We start from the raw sequence: 15,991 nt of genomic DNA on the forward strand, positions 1-15,991 counted from the left end.
CTAGAATTCATGCAAGCAAATGAGAGGTAATATCAGTGCTTAAAGAATATCGTCAGCACGTAGAAGAGCGCGCCGCAGAAGGCATCCCTCCGAAGCCATTAAACGCAGAGCAAGTAGCCGATTTAGTGGAGTTACTGAAAAATCCCCCAGCAGGCGAGGAAGACTTTCTGGTTGAGCTGCTGGCCGAGCGTGTACCACCGGGTGTGGATGAAGCTGCCTATGTTAAAGCAGGCTTCTTAAGCGCCGTAGTTAAGGGCGAAATTGAAAGTCCGGTTGTAAGCAAAGAATACGCAGTAAAACTGTTGGGCAACATGCACGGTGGTTACAACATCGTCACGTTGGTGGAGTTGCTGGATGACTCTCAGCTGGCTGAACTGGCGGCAAAAGAGCTGAAAGAAACCATCTTAATGTTCGATGCTTTCCACGACGTGGAAGAGAAAATGAAAGCCGGTAATGCGCTGGCGAAAGAAGTGGTTGAATCCTGGGCCAATGCTGAATGGTTCACCAACAGCGACGAGCTGCCTAAATCAATTAAAGCTACCGTCTTTAAAGTGACTGGCGAAACCAATACCGATGACCTTTCTCCGGCGCCGGATGCCTGGTCTCGTCCGGACATTCCGCTGCACGCCAAAGCGATGTACAAAATGCCACGCGAAGGCATTACTGACGCAGGCAAGCAAATTGAAGAATTAAAAGAGAAAGGTCACCCGGTTGCCTTCGTTGGCGACGTAGTGGGTACCGGTTCTTCACGTAAATCTGCGACCAACTCAGTACTGTGGAATATTGGCGAAGACATGCCGGGTACACCAAATAAACGTGCCGGCGGTATCTGTATTGGCTCTAAAGTTGCTCCAATTTTCTTCAATACCATGAAAGACGCAGGTGCGTTGGTATTTGAAGCCGACGTCGAAAAAATGAACATGGGCGATATCATCACTATTTACCCATACGAAGGCAAAATCGAGAACGAAGCCGGCGACGTTATCGCTGAGTACGATTATGCATCCCGTGTCATTTTAGATGAAGTACGCGCCGGTGGACGTATTAACCTGATCATCGGCCGTGGCCTGACAGAAAAAGCACGTGAGTCTCTGGGCATGGGTCCATCAGACTTATTCCGTAAGCCAGAGCAACCCGCAGACAGCGGTAAAGGTTTCTCGCTGGCGCAGAAGCTGGTCGGCAAAGCTTGTGGCATGGAAGGTGTTCGCCCGGGGGCTTACTGTGAACCTAAAATGACGACTGTAGGCTCTCAGGATACCACTGGCCCTATGACTCGTGACGAGCTAAAAGACCTGGCATGCCTTGGCTTTAACTCAGACCTGGTTATGCAGTCGTTCTGTCACACCGCCGCTTATCCTAAGCCGGTTGACGTTGAAACTCAGCACACCTTACCTGACTTCATTATGAACCGTGGCGGCGTAAGTTTGCGTCCTGGCGACGGTATCATCCACAGCTGGTTAAACCGTATGTTGTTGCCAGATACTGTTGGTACTGGTGGTGACTCACACACGCGTTTCCCTCTGGGTATTTCATTCCCGGCAGGCTCTGGTCTGGTTGCCTTTGCTGCAGCTACCGGTGTTATGCCGCTGGACATGCCTGAATCTGTATTGGTCCGTTTCAAAGGCGAAATGCAGCCGGGTATTACTTTACGTGACCTGGTTCATGCCATTCCTGCGTTTGCTATCAAAGAAGGTCACCTGACCGTTGATAAGCGTGGCAAGAAAAACATTTTCTCAGGTCGTATCTTAGAAATTGAAGGTCTTGATCACTTAACTGTAGAGCAGGCCTTTGAATTGTCTGACGCTTCTGCAGAACGTTCAGCGGCTGGTTGTACTATCGACTTGTCTGAAGAGTCTGTTGCGGAGTACCTGCGTTCTAATATCACCATGCTGCGCTGGATGATAAACGAAGGCTACGGCGATGCGCGTACGCTGGAACGTCGTGCCCGTAAGATGGAAGAGTGGTTAGAAAACCCACAGCTGACCCGTGCAGATAAAGACGCTGACTACTCAACGGTTATCGAAATTGACCTGAACGAGATTAAAGAGCCTATCGTCTGTTGCCCGAATGACCCGGACGACGCGAAGTTCCTCAGCGAAGTTGCCGGCGACAACGTCGATGAAGTTTTCATTGGTTCGTGCATGACCAACATTGGTCACTTCCGTGCAGCAGGCAAATTGTTAGAGAAAAACTCTGACCCATTAAACACGCGTTTGTGGATTGCACCACCAACGAAAATGGATAAAACCCAGCTGGAAGCCGAAGGCTATTATGACATTTATGAGCGTAACGGCGTTCGTACGGAAATGCCGGGCTGTTCACTGTGTATGGGTAACCAGGCACGGGTAGAACCAGGCGCAACGGTATTGTCTACCTCAACGCGTAACTTCCCGAACCGCCTGGGTGATGGCGCAAACGTTTACCTGACTTCTGCAGAGCTTGCAGCTGTCGGTGCTATCGTTGGTCGCCTGCCAACTCCGGAAGAATACATGGAGTACGCACAGGACATCAATTCGATGGCTGGCGAAGTCTACAAATATCTGAACTTCGACCAGATGGATGCCTTCCGCGACGCAGAAAAAGCGGCCAAGGAAAACATCATCCCAACCATCAACGTGGCTTAATGATGGGGAATGGAAACATAATGACCGGTAACAGGAAGACGCCTGCAAGTACGTCCCTGTAAGGCTTGGCTGGCGCCATCCATGGCGCCAGACACTTCCTGTTACCGGCCACAATGTGTTTTCATTCCCATATAAGTTTACCTAAAACCGCTTCGGCGGTTTTTTTGTGCCTAATTTTCGGGTCGTTTCTTAATGGACTATACTTTAGTTTGTCTGGCAGGAGTTAATTATGCAGATAAAAACTATCCATCATATTAAGCAAAACACAGCATCACTAAATGCCGAAGAAGCTATTGCCACACTTAAGCTAATGAATCTAGCTGAGCGGGATATCCGAAACCAGAACTTGCTGTCTCTTAGTGAAGCAAAAGAAAGATTAGGGTGTGAGGTTGGAACAAAGAAGTTTGAGCCTTAAAAATAGGCTGATTTAGGCAGTGAATAATGAGTGCGCCGATGGTTATAAGGGCTTTTCAGGAGGTGTGCAGCGCCAAGGATGGCGCTGCTCAAACCCTACAGGGAAGTACTTGCGGGCGTCCTCCGGAAAAGCCCTTGTAACCTCAGCACTCATGGTTCAATGCCGTTATTTCTGCTCAGCAATCCAGTTGTTGATGTGCTGCTCGAGTACTTTCAGTGGTACGCTGCCGTTTTCCAGTACCGCATCGTGGAATTCACGAATATCGAACTTATTACCCAGCTGTTGCTCGGCTTCTGCACGCAAACGCTTAATGGTCAGTTCGCCCAGCTTGTACGAAAGGGCTTGTGCAGGCCAGGTAATGTAACGGTCAATTTCGGTTTTCACATTATGAAGTGACAACGCAGTATTATTGGCCATAAACTCCATTGCTCGCTCACGGCTCCAGCCTTTGGCATGCATACCGGTATCCACCACTAAGCGCGCCGCACGCCACATTTCGTAGCTTAAACGACCAAAGTTGCTGTAAGGGTCTTCATAGAAACCGGCTTCCAGACCCAGGTACTCAGAGTACAAACCCCAGCCTTCACCAAAAGCGGAAATATAAGTTTGCTGGCGGTATTCCGGTAAGTCTTTCAGTTCGTTCGCTATAGCGCTTTGTAAATGGTGTCCCGGTACTGCTTCGTGCAGAGTTAAGGCTTCCATCTGGTAAAGCGGACGGCGGTCCAGCGCGTAGGTATTTACCCAGTAGAATCCCGCGCGGTCATCCCGGCTTGAACCTGAATAACGGCCGGTTGTGTATTTGGGGGCGATCTCAGCAGGTACCGGTGCTATACCGTAAGGCTGGCGGGGTAAGGTTTTAAACAGTTTTGGAAGTTCACCGTCCATTTTCTTCGCTATCCAGGCGGCATACTCCAATAACTCTTCTGCAGTTTCCGGGTAAAACTGGTCATCTGTACGTAAAAAGTCGACAAACTCGTCAAAGTTACCGTCAAAACCGGTTTCCTCAATAACTTCCAGCATCTCGCCGCGAATACGAGCAACTTCCTGCAATCCAATTTCATGGATTTCGTCAGCGCTCATATCAAGCGTGGTGTAATGTTTAATTCTGTTCTGGTAGAAAGCATCGCCGTTTGGTAGCTCGCTGGCACCAACACTCTCACGAGAGTTCGGCAGATACTCTGTGACCATAAAGTTAAAGTAGTCGTCATACGCCGGCATAACTTGCTGATCAATAGCGGTTAACGCATCTTCTTTTAGCTGCTTCCACTGCTGGTCATTAATAAAACCCGGTTGATCAGAAAATGGCGAGAAATACACGCTTTGGTCGGCATCTTGTACAATGTAGGCCAGTATGCTTTCTTCAAAGCCAGCCATAGCAGCGGCTGGTTGCGTATAACCTTCCTCTATCGCTTTACGTAACCAATGCGTTTGTTGTTCCATATAACGTGGAATTGAACGCAGTTTCGCAATGTAATTTTGATAGTCCTCAGCTGAAGAGAACGAAGTGTACGATGGCATAAAAGCTAAAGAACTGTGGAAGCTTCCTTCTGCCGTTAATGGCATGTAGTGTGCTTTAAAACGATACTCATCCACTTTGTTTTTTAACGTATAATGGATCATCGCATGATTGATTTGGTCATCCCGGCTAAGCGCGTTAAGGTTAACGGCGTTAAGCTGTTCGAGCCACTTTGAGCGTTGTTGGTAGCGTTTTTCTAACGCTTCCGGTGACATATCGGTCAGCTCAGTATCGCTGGACTTATTCAGTTCTTCCCAGATAGTGTCAGCCAGTTGATGAAACTCAGCAGCAGCACTTTGTTGTTGTGTGCTGCTACGCTGGGTTTGGTTATCAGCTGTGGTGGTGCAGGCTGTAACGCCCAGCAAACCAAAAATAAGTATCAGATTACGCATGATTTTTCCTTGCGGTGTCATAACGAATACAGGCATTCTATAATGCCTCTTGCGCTAATTAATGTAAAAGCGAATAGAACGAACCCACAAAAATAACAGTTAAACGGGAGAATAGGGTGGATAAAGCTCAGTCAGGAGTCTACGCGGAACCTAATCTGCATGGTCTGACGTTGTTTTGTCACGTCATGAGCGACGACGTAGAAAGTTTACGTCGCAAGTTAGCTCGTTTTCCAGCTATTTTACGCGATCTTGACGCCCGTTTCTCTGAAGGCATGTTAACAGGCTTTGTTGGGATAGGGGCAGACTACTGGGATATTCTCTATCCCCATAAGCGACCGCTACACTTGCAGGCTTTTCCTGAGCTTAGCGATGGAGACCGTGAAGCACCTAGACACCCCTATGATCTTGTCATACAAATTCGCTGTGACCGTTTCGATGCTAACTATCTGGCCGGGCGCACGCTGATGGAATGGTTCGGCTACGACATTGAAGTGGCTGAACAAATCCGTTCCTTCCGTTATCTGGACGGCCGCGACTTAACCGGCTTTATAGATGCACCGGATAACCCGCGGGGGATGCGTAAGCGTAAAGTCGCGTTAGTTGACGTACAGGACGACGCCGACTTTGTCGACGGCAGCTACTTATTCGTGCAGAAGTTTCGGCATGACTTGCGTCGTTGGGACTATTTAGGCCCGGAAACGCAGGAGCAGTTAATGGGGCGTGAGAAAGTATCCGGTGAACGTCTATCAGAAGCCAAAATAGAAGGTGTCACTCACGCCGCGAAAAGTCGTTTAATTGACAGTAGCGAACAGCCCATCCCACTATTACGGCAGAATATGCCGTGGGGCGACTTGCGCGAACAGGGGCTTCTGGCCATGTATTTTAGCCATTCGCCTAAAAGGGTTGTCCAGTGGCTAAAGAACCGTTATTACGCCGACGAACAAGGGGCTTACGACCCCTTACTTGATTACTCACAAGCCGTATCCAGCTCCGGTTTTTTTGTTCCTTCAATGCGCTTTATGGAAGCGAACAAAGAAGTTGCCGAAGACATAGTGGACTATGAAGAGGGCAGCACCGCCTGATTTGCGAACAGCTCACGTACTTTTCGCAGAGTGAATTCAATATCAGCCACTTTAAGCGGTGCAATAAAAATCGTGTCGTCGCCGGCAATAGTGCCTAGCACGCCTTCTTTTTTACCGACGGAATCCAGCAACCGGGCAATTAACTGGGCAGCCCCCGGACTTGTGCGAATAATGACCATTACATCATTATGCTGAATATCCAGTACAAGCTGGCTTAATGGCGCCCGGGTGGAAGGCACGGCTAAATCAGGTGGTAAACAGTAAACCATTTCCTGCTTTGCATTGCGGGTACGAACCGCTCCTTGCTTACTCAACATGCGCGACACTTTAGACTGACTAATGTTATCAAAGCCCTCGGCTTTCAAGGCATTAACAATTTCTCCCTGCGAGCCGTACCGCTCTTCGCGGAGCAAGGTTTTAAAAGCTTCGAGTAACGTGTCCTGCACCATTTGAGTGTCAAATTCCTATGCTGTTTCCATGCTATAATTATGGACAGTGTACTGCATAAAGATGCGCTATTCGAGTGCTGAATATGTATCGGGCAAAGTTGTATTTTTACTGATATAAGAGTACAGTTTTGCCCCAAATCCTGCATTTTTAAGCAGTTTAAATTGACCAACAAAAACGGAGTCTGAGATGAAAGTAGCCGTATTAGGTGCGGCCGGTGGTATCGGCCAGGCATTGTCATTGCTTCTGAAAACCCAATTACCAGCAGGTTCAGAATTGTCGTTGTATGACGTTGCGCCAGTAGTTCCAGGTGTGGCGGTTGACTTAAGTCATATCCCTACCGACGTGAAAGTAACAGGCTTCGGTAAAGACGACTTAGCATCAGCATTAGTGGGCAGCGACATTGTATTAATTCCTGCCGGCGTACCACGTAAGCCAGGTATGGATCGCTCTGACCTGTTCAACATGAACGCAGGCATCGTTAAAAACTTAGTACAGGGCGTAGCAGACAACTGCCCTGACGCCTGCGTTGGTATCATTACGAACCCAGTAAACACCACCGTTCCAATCGCTGCTGAAGTACTGAAGCAAGCGGGTTGCTACGACAAGCGTAAGCTGTTCGGTGTTACCACACTTGACGTTATTCGTTCAGAAGCCTTTGTAGGCGAACTGCGTGGTCTGAACCCAGAAAACGTAGAAGTTCCGGTAATTGGCGGTCACAGTGGTACAACTATTCTGCCATTGCTGTCTCAGGTGGAAGGCGTTGAGTTCACTGAACAAGAAATCAAAGACTTAACTCACCGTATCCAGAATGCCGGTACTGAAGTTGTCGAAGCTAAAGCTGGCGGCGGTTCAGCAACCCTGTCTATGGGTCAGGCAGCAGCACGCTTTGCCCTGTCACTGCTGAAAGGCCTACAAGGTCAGGACACTATTGAATGCACCTACGTAGAAGGCCCTGGCGACAACGCTAAGTTCTTCGCACAGCCAGTACGCTTAGGCAAAAATGGCGCCGAAGAAATTCTGTCTTACGGCAAGCTAAGTGAATTCGAACAAAAATGCATGGACGACATGCTAGATGGACTGAAAGGCGACATCCAAACTGGCATCGACTTCGCCAGCTAAGCTGAAAAAACTTTCAGTAATCCGCTTTTGAAAATATTGGGGCGGCTATTACAGGAGACGCTACAAGCTCATCCATGAGCGCTCGACGAAGGCCGTCCCTGGCCTTCGACGCTCCTGTAATAGCCGCCCCAACATTTCCACGCTATTTGCTGAAAGTTATCTCAGCACTTTCTCCAGATAATCCTGCAACGGCTTTTCGCCAATATTGACCTTCCCCAATATTTTTCCAGCTAGACGTACGCTCAAATATTCCAATTGATACACAGCGTTAGTTTTTTAATTATCAGGCTAGAAGATGCTTAAAAGGGGCAGGCTGTTGGATTGCGAGCGTTACGAGTGTTGAAGATTTCTCTGGCGGAGTGTAGAAGGCCATGGATGGCGATGCTAAATGGAAATGCCTAAAGCGGGAAGGGTTCTGTTTCGGAGGTGTGTAGCGCCATGGATGGCGCTACACAAGCCCTACAGGGATGTATTCACGGGCGTCCTCCGAAACAGAACCCGATCCCCCCAAGGCATTTCCTTCCTCTAAGCTACCCGGTCGACTGCCAGGTGGGTTAGAGTGAGCAGGGCTTGTTTGTAGTCGGAGTCCGGCAGTTCGCTTAGGGACTCGCGCGCTTGTTCGGCGGCTTCTAAAGCTTTGTCGCGAGTGTATTGCAATGCACCGGTGCGCTCCATTGCAGTTAGCACGGTTTGTAAGTGCTCACGTCCGTCACCTTGTTCAATGGCTTCGCGAATCAGCTTTTGTTCTACTTCGTTGCCGTGCCACATGGCGTACAATAACGGCAGTGTCGGCTTACCTTCTGCTAGGTCATCACCGGCGTTTTTGCCCATCGATTCGCTGTCCGCGGTGTAATCCAGTAGGTCGTCCACCAACTGAAATGCGGTACCCAAATAACGACCGTAATCGGCCAGTTGCTGCGTTACTTTTTCGTTTTGTGCGGTTAATACGCCGGCCAGCTCTGTTGCAGCTTCAAACAGCTTGGCGGTTTTACCGTAAATGACATTAAAGTAACTGGCTTCTGAGGTATCGGGGTCGTTACAGTTCATTAACTGCAGCACTTCACCTTCAGAAATAACGTTGGTGGCATCCGCTAAAATACGCAGTATCCGCAGGGAGTCTAAGTCGACCATTAACTGAAAAGCGCGGGTATAAAGGAAGTCACCAACCAGAACGCTGGCCTCATTACCAAACACTGCGTTGGCGGTTTTACGTCCGCGGCGCAGTTCCGACTCATCGACGACATCGTCGTGCAGCAGGGTCGCGGTATGAATAAACTCGATAATTGTCGCAAGTTTGCGGTGATCGTTACCTTCATAACCCAGGGCCCGGCAAGCTAATATGGCAAGCAGTGGGCGTAAGCGTTTACCACCACTGTTGACAATGTAAAGGCCTAACTGGTTAATTAGGGCAACATCCGATTGAAGTTGTTCACCTATTAAAGCATTAACGCCAAGCATATCGTCTTTGGCTAATGCGTTAATGGACTGCATATCGATCATAGATATCTGTTTATTTACAAAATTTAACGGAAAACAGATGGTACACTATTTATAGCGGAGCGGAAACTCAATCCGCGTTAAGCGGCGCTGCTTTTAAGTTCAAATTAAGGGTTGCGATCGATGGCGGGATTACGTACAATTCGCGCCCTGATTTGAATTTGGATGCCCAATAGGGTTGTGGAGAATAATATGTACGCAGTATTCCAAAGTGGCGGTAAGCAGCACCGTGTGTCTGAAGGCCAAATCGTCCGCCTGGAAAAACTGGAAGCAGCTACCGGTGATGTAGTTGAATTCGACCAGGTTTTGATGGTTTCAGACGGCAGCGATGTAAACATCGGTGCTCCGTTCGTATCCGGTGGTAAAGTGAAAGCGGAAGTGATTGATCACGGTCGTGGCGATAAAGTTAAAATCGTTAAGTTCCGTCGTCGTAAGCATTCTCGCCGTCAACAAGGCCATCGTCAGTGGTTCACGGAAGTGAAAATCACTGGTATCAACAGCTAATTAAGGGGTAACGACATGGCACATAAAAAGGCTGGTGGTTCTACTAAAAACGGTCGCGACTCAGAGAGTAAACGTCTCGGTGTTAAGCGCTTCGGTGGTGAGTCTGTATTAGCAGGCAACATCCTGGTTCGCCAACGTGGTACTAAGTTCCATGCTGGAAGTAACGTTGGCATTGGTAAAGACCACACATTGTTTGCAACCTCAGAGGGCAAAGTGTCTTTTGAAGTGAAGGGCAGCAAAAACCGTAAATATGTGAGTGTTATTACTGATTAATAACGCGAACATAAACTGAAAAGTTTCGGTTCTGAAAGCCCTGCCTTACGGCGGGGCTTTTTCATATGTGCTAGAATTTTGCACAGTATTCGACAAGTGATAAGTAGCAGATTGCGATGAAATTCGTTGATGAAGTAGAAATCCGCGTAGACGCGGGTGACGGTGGTAATGGTTGTATCAGTTTCCGTCGCGAAAAATATATTCCCAAAGGCGGCCCTGACGGCGGCGATGGTGGCGACGGCGGTGACGTTTATCTGCAGGCAGATGAAAACCTGAATACCCTTATCGACTATCGTTTTGAACGTTTTCATAAAGCTGAGCGCGGTAAAAACGGTATGGGTAAAAACTGTACGGGCAGACGTGGTAACGACATAGTGCTGCCAGTTCCTCCAGGTACCCGGGCTACCGATATCGATACAGGCGAAGTTCTTGGCGATTTGACGAAACACGGTCAGCGTTTGATGGTGGCCAAAGGTGGTTTCCATGGTCTGGGTAATACACGTTTCAAAAGCAGTATAAACCGCGCTCCAAGACAAAAAACCGACGGCACTCCTGGTGAGGTACGCCCGCTAAAGCTGGAACTGATGTTGCTGGCTGATGTGGGGTTGCTGGGTATGCCTAATGCCGGTAAATCGACTTTTATTCGTTCGGTTTCCGCTGCACGACCTAAAGTAGCCGACTATCCATTTACGACTCTGATACCAAACCTGGGTGTTGTGCGTCCCGCGCCGCATCAAAGTTTTGTTATTGCCGATATTCCGGGCCTTATTGAAGGCGCGGCTGAAGGCGCAGGACTTGGCATACAATTCCTGAAACACTTAGAGCGTTGTGGCTTATTGTTGCACCTGGTCGATTTAGCACCGTTTGATGAAACCGACCCTGCTGAGCAGGCGCGCATTATCATCAATGAACTGGAAAAATACAGTCCTAAGCTGGCAGAAAAGCCACGCTGGCTGGTCATCAATAAAGTCGACTTGTTACTGGATGAAGAAGTTCAGGAAAAAGTTGATGAACTGGTTAAAGCATTAGATTGGGACGGTCCGGTATTCCAAATTGCTGCGCTGGAAGGGCGAGGCAGTGATGCGCTTTGTCGTGAAGTTATGTCCTATCTGGAAACCTTGCCTGCGCCTGATACAGAAAAGCAGGAAGAGGCTGATCCCGTCGAGTTTATGTGGGACACCTATCACGAAGAAGTTATGGAAGAAGAACTGGACGATGAAGATGACGACGATGATGATGATCACGACGTCGAAGTCATTTATCAGAAGTAGCCTGACGTAAACGTCAGGCTAAGCATTAAGGGTATCGCCGAATGAAAATATCACTCGTGGTGGCTATGGCCGATAACCGGGTTATCGGAAAAGACAACAAAATGCCATGGCACCTGCCGGACGAGCTGCAATATTTCAAAAAAATTACCTTGGGTAAGCCAATTGTTATGGGACGCAGAACTTTCGAATCAATTGGTCGTCCTTTGCCCGGTCGTAAGAATATCGTTCTAAGCCGTCGAACGGATCGTTCGGAAAATCAGGACAGCCCTGTGGTTTGGGTGTCAGGGGTGCAACAGGCAATCGCCGCTGCAGGACCGGTTGATGAGCTGATGGTGATTGGCGGAGGAAAAATTTATGAAAAATTTTTACCCCTCGCAGACCGACTATATGTTACTAAAATAGAACTAAATGTTGAGGGAGATACCTATTTCCCCGATTATCATGAAGTCGGCGACTGGCAAGAGGTAGAGCGGCAAAACTTTGCCGCTGATGAACGTAACACCCATAACTTTAGTACTCTTATTTTCGACAAGGTAAGTTAATAAGAAGTTATAAATTCAGTAACTTACCTGAATTTTAAGCCATTGCAGCAAGCTCGAGTTCGTAGTATCATCTTGATGAATTTTTGAACAATCTTGTGATGGGGTTTTAGATGAAAGCAATTGTATTAGGCACCATGATGGCTGCCGTTGCGGCAACAGGCGTAACTTTTTCAAAAAGCGCAGAGGCAAATGAATTAGCCTTAAGCTTATGCACATACGTGCAAGGTGATGACACCATGCGTATGCGTAAAAAATTACGTGATGCTCGTGTACGCGTGCGTGATATTTACACTGGCATTCAGTGCAACGGTCAAAGCTTATTGCAATTTGCCATGGCTAACGGTTCACAAGACATTGGTGAGTTCATCGTTGGTCGTTTGTCAGTAGACGAACTGAAAGCTTCTGGCGACTACGAATGGGCGCAATCTAACGGTCACGGCAGCAGTGCAATTGCTGTAGCAATTAAAGATCGCGCTGGCCTGTAATTAGCACCGACAAAGTTATTTTCTAAAAGCCTGCAATTTTTTGCGGGCTTTTTTTACATCTTCTAACAAATCAATCAGTGACTTACCTTGTAATTCTCCCCTGTTCTCTACGACAATAGATCCGTTGCATATATAAACGGAATCGCTATGAAACAATGGATGGCATTATCGCTACTGCTACTGGGTCTGGTGCCGCTTAGTGGTCAGGCACAGACAACATCAAATGAAGCTTCGAGCTGTTATTTACCTGGTGTGCAAGAGAAACTGCATTGTGGCACAGTTTCAGTTCCAGAAAACTACGAACAGCCTGACGGCAAACATATTGGTATTTATTACGCTATTCTTCCGGCTATTCAGGAGGGAGCGCAAGCCGATCCTATGCTCATTCTGGCCGGTGGGCCGGGTCAGGCTGCTACTGAATTAACTCCAATGATAGCGCGTATGTTTGAAGCCGTGCGTCAGAAACGCGATATTCTTCTAATTGATCAGCGCGGTACGGGCAAAAGTCATCCGCTTGAATGTGACATTGAGCGTCCGGATGAGTTGATACGTGCTGACGATGAGCAGGATCTTAAAGCCTTGAGTCGCGAGTGTCAGGAGCAGTACCCCGATACAGACACCACGCAATATCATACCGTTAACGCCGTAAAAGACTTTGAACGGGTACGTGAACATTTGGGTATAGAGCAACTGAACCTTTATGGCGGGTCTTATGGAACCCGCGTCGGTCTAACCTATTTACGTGAAGCCCCTGCTTCAGTTCGCACGGCTACCCTGGATGCTGTGGCTCCGCCTCAGGTAATCATTGGGCCTTTTGGTCAGCACGGAGCCGATGCGTTTGACGAAATGCTCAAGGATTGTTCCGAACAAAGCCCATGTCACGAAAAGTTCCCTAACCTAGAGCAAGAATATTATGAGGTTATGAATGAGCTGGAAACCGGGGATATACTGCTGGAAACGCGTGACCCCCTCTCATTTGAGCCGCTTGAGATAAAACTGACCCCCGGACGTTTCAGCTCAATTATCCGTGTTGCCTTATATCACCCCAATACTCGTCAACTATTGCCCTACGCCATTCATTCTGCAGCTGAAGGAAGCCACCACGCCATACTGGGTTTGATGGGCGGTACTATGTCGCAGAACAGTATTTACCTCGGACTTATGCTGTCGGTTGTGTGTGGCGAAGATTTACCCCGGGCGACTCCGGAGCTTTTTGCCGAGGACGGTAACAATCAGTTTATTGGTAGCCGTACAGGTGATGCCTTTGTTGATATGTGTGCGGGCTGGCAGTCATCAAGTGTCCCTGCTTACTGGTCCGATCCTGTTGTCAGTGATAAACCTGTTTTACTGTTATCGGGAGAGCTGGATCCGGTGACGCCTCCAGAATGGGGAGAAATAGCTCATAGAACTTTACCCAACAGTAAACACCTGGTTGCACCTAACGCGGGACATACTATTGCCAGTCATACCTGCGCTAATCAGCTTATTGCCGATTTTATCGAGCAAGGTTCTGTCGAAAATATTGACGGCGGCTGCTTAAAAGAACAAAGACTTAAGCCATTTGTACTGAACCAGAATGCAGCGGGGCTATAAATAATGATAAACGTAGATGCACTGACAAAAACATTTAAAAATGTGCAAGCGCTGGATTCTCTATCATTTCAGGCAAAAGATGGCGAAATTACCGGTCTTCTCGGACCCAACGGTGCAGGAAAAACCACGTGTCTTCGTATTATTTACGGGCTATTGCAGGCTGATACCGGCAAGGCAGAAATTGAAGGTGTTGACGCCAACCAGAATCCTATTGGTGCACGCCGTAACCTCGGCATATTTCCTGATAAGTTTGGCTTATACGAACGTTTAACCGTGCGCGAGCAAGTGGCTTATTTCGCCGGACTACACGGGCTAAAAGGCATGGAGCAAAAGCAGGCGGTTGAGAAGGTGATAGATAAACTGGATATTAAAGAGCTTGCAGACCGCCGAACAGCAGGGTTTTCACAAGGCCAGCGGATGAAAGTTGCACTGGCTCAGGCTTTAGTACACAGCCCGAAGCACTTGATTCTGGATGAGCCCAGTCGAGGTCTGGACGTTATGAGTACCCGAATTTTACGAGATGTGTTGCGCGAACAACGCGCTCAAGGCACCTGTATCTTGTTTTCCAGCCACGTTATGCAGGAAGTTGCTGCGCTATGCGACCGAGTGGTGGTTATGGCAAAAGGCAAAGTTGCAGCTGAAGGAACACCACAGGAACTTTGTGACATGACCGGCGAGCAACAGTTGGAAGATGCCTTCGTTAAAATTATCGGTACCGACGAGGGGATAGCAGCCTGATGAGTGCATTAACTTCTGTATGGAAAAAAGAATTCCGGGACGCTATCCGTGATAAACGCTCTGTTTTAGCGGCAATGTCTTATGCGTTTTTCGGACCTTTATTAATGGCGGTAGCCTTTTTTTTCTTAATAACGCAGCTGACCGATCCGGCGGACGTTGAAATTACTATTGAAGGTGAAGAAAACGCACCTCAGCTGGTTGATTTTCTTAACGAACGAGGAGTCGTCCAGAAACAGGGTGAATGGGCAAAAACCGAAACGCCTATAGTCCTTACTTTGCCTGAAAACTGGCAGGAAAGCGTTAGTAAAGCCGAACCGGTAGAGGTCACCTTGCGCGCTGACTGGTCGGCACAAAAGCAGCAAACCGAAATTAAGCGTGTAGAGCAGGCAGTGCAGGCGTACTCGAGTCAAATAGCGGCTTACCGATTGACATTACGGGGAGTTGATCCGCGTGTTGTGCAACCAATACAACTGCAAAAGCAAGACTTAGCAACCCGGGGCTCAAAAGCGGCCTTGATTATGGGCAGTGTACTGGTGTTTATTATTCTGTCCGTGTTCTGGTCTGGTATGAATGTCGCTATCGATATCAGTGCAGGTGAGCGTGAACGTAATTCGCTTGAGTTTTTGCTGAGTCAACCGTTAAGCACCTGGGACATCGTTACCGGTAAAGCTCTGACCGCAACAACCTTCTCACTATTTGGGGCGATACTGTCGCTGGTGCTTATCCCCATTATATTTGCCTACGTTCCACTGCACGAAATTGGCATGAACGTGAACTTTAGCGTGGGTATGATGGTACTGATGTTCGCTCTGCTGGTGCCGCTGGCTCTGCTTGCGACCGCGCTGCAATTGTTCGTGTCCTTCCGCGCTAAAAACTTCAAAGAAGCACAGACTTATATTAGCTTCTTACTGGTCATTCCAATGGCGGCTTCTTTTGGTGTGGAATTTGCGCGACTTAAAAACCCGATCCTCTACTACCTGCCACTAACCGGTCAGCATCAGGCATTTTTGTCACTGATACGCGGCGAGAACGTGAATGTAATGGGAACAGTAATCAGCGCAATAGCCACTCTGGCAGCCGCATTGCTGCTAATGAAATACATAGCCCGAATGCTCAAAAGCGAAAAAATCGTCTTCGGCTTGTAGCTGAGCTGAATAGCGAGCGCTGAGGTTACAAGGACTATTGTGGAGGACGCCCGTGAATACATCCGTGTAGGGCTTGGGCAGCGCCATCCATGGCGCTGCACACCTCCACAATAGCCCTATGTAACCGTCGGCGCGCTCGCTATCCTCCACCTCAGATAAAAAGCCAATCTGAGCCGTTATGAGAAAGGTTAAAAGGGCAGGCTGTTCACTTGTGAGCGTTACGGGTGTTGAAGGCCTCGGTGGCGGAGTGTCGAAGGCCATGGATGGCCTTCGTCAAGCCCTCATGGATGAGCTCGTTGCGTCTCCGTCACCGAGGCCTTCAACGCTCCAGCGAAACAAGTGAGC

General features: G+C 48.4%; 15 protein-coding genes. 12 read left to right on the forward strand and 3 right to left on the reverse strand.

The window, feature by feature from the left end:
- Positions 1–35 precede the first annotated feature (35 nt).
- Positions 36–2,624, forward strand: a complete 2,589-nt coding sequence (acnB, locus tag U0358_RS02455; protein ID WP_317497890.1) for a bifunctional aconitate hydratase 2/2-methylisocitrate dehydratase — start codon at positions 36–38, stop codon at positions 2,622–2,624.
- A 229-nt stretch (positions 2,625–2,853) separates the two neighbouring features.
- Positions 2,854–3,039, forward strand: a complete 186-nt coding sequence (locus U0358_RS02460; protein ID WP_317497891.1) for a hypothetical protein — start codon at positions 2,854–2,856, stop codon at positions 3,037–3,039.
- Between the two features lie 165 nt (positions 3,040–3,204).
- Here the strand turns inward: U0358_RS02460 and U0358_RS02465 are convergent, their stop codons facing one another.
- Positions 3,205–4,947 carry a DUF885 domain-containing protein gene (locus U0358_RS02465; protein ID WP_322406897.1) on the reverse strand — a complete coding sequence of 581 codons (1,743 nt, stop codon included), beginning with the start codon at positions 4,945–4,947 and terminating at the stop codon, positions 3,205–3,207.
- Between the two features lie 116 nt (positions 4,948–5,063).
- On the opposite strand from U0358_RS02465, the gene U0358_RS02470 reads away from it, so the two are divergent.
- Positions 5,064–6,029 carry a Dyp-type peroxidase gene (locus tag U0358_RS02470; protein WP_322406898.1) on the forward strand — a complete coding sequence of 322 codons (966 nt, stop codon included), beginning with the start codon at positions 5,064–5,066 and terminating at the stop codon, positions 6,027–6,029.
- On the opposite strand, the gene argR is transcribed toward U0358_RS02470, so the two are convergent.
- Positions 6,005–6,478: a transcriptional regulator ArgR gene (gene argR / locus U0358_RS02475; protein WP_011233732.1), complete on the reverse strand. Its 474-nt coding sequence runs from the start codon at positions 6,476–6,478 to the stop codon at positions 6,005–6,007. The two genes, U0358_RS02470 and argR, sit on opposite strands and share 25 nt — an antisense overlap.
- Before the next feature lie 187 nt (positions 6,479–6,665).
- Here argR and mdh point away from each other — a divergent pair, with 187 nt between their 5' ends.
- A complete protein-coding gene (gene mdh, locus U0358_RS02480) occupies positions 6,666–7,598 on the forward strand; it encodes a malate dehydrogenase (protein ID WP_322406899.1) in 933 nt (310 codons plus the stop codon).
- A gap of 525 nt (positions 7,599–8,123) precedes the next feature.
- Here the strand turns inward: mdh and ispB are convergent.
- On the reverse strand, positions 8,124–9,095 hold the full coding sequence (gene ispB / locus U0358_RS02485; RefSeq protein WP_322407453.1) for an octaprenyl diphosphate synthase: 972 nt from the start codon (positions 9,093–9,095) through the stop codon (positions 8,124–8,126).
- A gap of 192 nt (positions 9,096–9,287) precedes the next feature.
- On the opposite strand from ispB, the gene rplU reads away from it, so the two are divergent.
- From rplU to U0358_RS02525, 8 genes are all read left to right on the forward strand, one after another.
- A complete protein-coding gene (rplU, locus tag U0358_RS02490) occupies positions 9,288–9,599 on the forward strand; it encodes a 50S ribosomal protein L21 (protein ID WP_317497895.1) in 312 nt (103 codons plus the stop codon).
- A 15-nt stretch (positions 9,600–9,614) separates the two neighbouring features.
- Entirely contained in the window at positions 9,615–9,872 is a 258-nt protein-coding gene (rpmA, locus tag U0358_RS02495) for a 50S ribosomal protein L27 (protein ID WP_317497896.1), read from the forward strand.
- Positions 9,873–9,988: 116 nt separating this feature from the next.
- The gene (cgtA, locus tag U0358_RS02500; RefSeq protein WP_317497897.1) at positions 9,989–11,143 is read left to right on the forward strand and encodes an Obg family GTPase CgtA; all 1,155 of its coding nucleotides are present in this window, start codon (positions 9,989–9,991) and stop codon (positions 11,141–11,143) included.
- A gap of 41 nt (positions 11,144–11,184) precedes the next feature.
- Entirely contained in the window at positions 11,185–11,685 is a 501-nt protein-coding gene (folA, locus tag U0358_RS02505; RefSeq protein WP_317497898.1) for a type 3 dihydrofolate reductase, read from the forward strand.
- Between the two features lie 110 nt (positions 11,686–11,795).
- Entirely contained in the window at positions 11,796–12,170 is a 375-nt protein-coding gene (locus U0358_RS02510) for a DUF3718 domain-containing protein (protein ID WP_317497899.1), read from the forward strand.
- A 147-nt stretch (positions 12,171–12,317) separates the two neighbouring features.
- A complete protein-coding gene (locus tag U0358_RS02515) occupies positions 12,318–13,763 on the forward strand; it encodes an alpha/beta hydrolase (RefSeq protein ID WP_322406900.1) in 1,446 nt (481 codons plus the stop codon).
- A gap of 3 nt (positions 13,764–13,766) precedes the next feature.
- Positions 13,767–14,501 (forward strand): ATP-binding cassette domain-containing protein, encoded by a 735-nt coding sequence (locus U0358_RS02520; RefSeq protein ID WP_317497901.1) that lies wholly within the window; start codon positions 13,767–13,769, stop codon positions 14,499–14,501.
- Positions 14,501–15,646, forward strand: coding sequence for an ABC transporter permease (locus tag U0358_RS02525; RefSeq protein WP_322406901.1), 1,146 nt, complete (start codon positions 14,501–14,503; stop codon positions 15,644–15,646). The genes U0358_RS02520 and U0358_RS02525 overlap by 1 nt, the downstream gene beginning before the upstream one ends.
- The last annotated feature ends 345 nt before the right edge of the window (positions 15,647–15,991 follow it).

Origin of the sequence: Idiomarina sp. PL1-037, from assembly GCF_034422975.1 — a bacterium.
Lineage (GTDB): Bacteria > Pseudomonadota > Gammaproteobacteria > Enterobacterales > Alteromonadaceae > Idiomarina.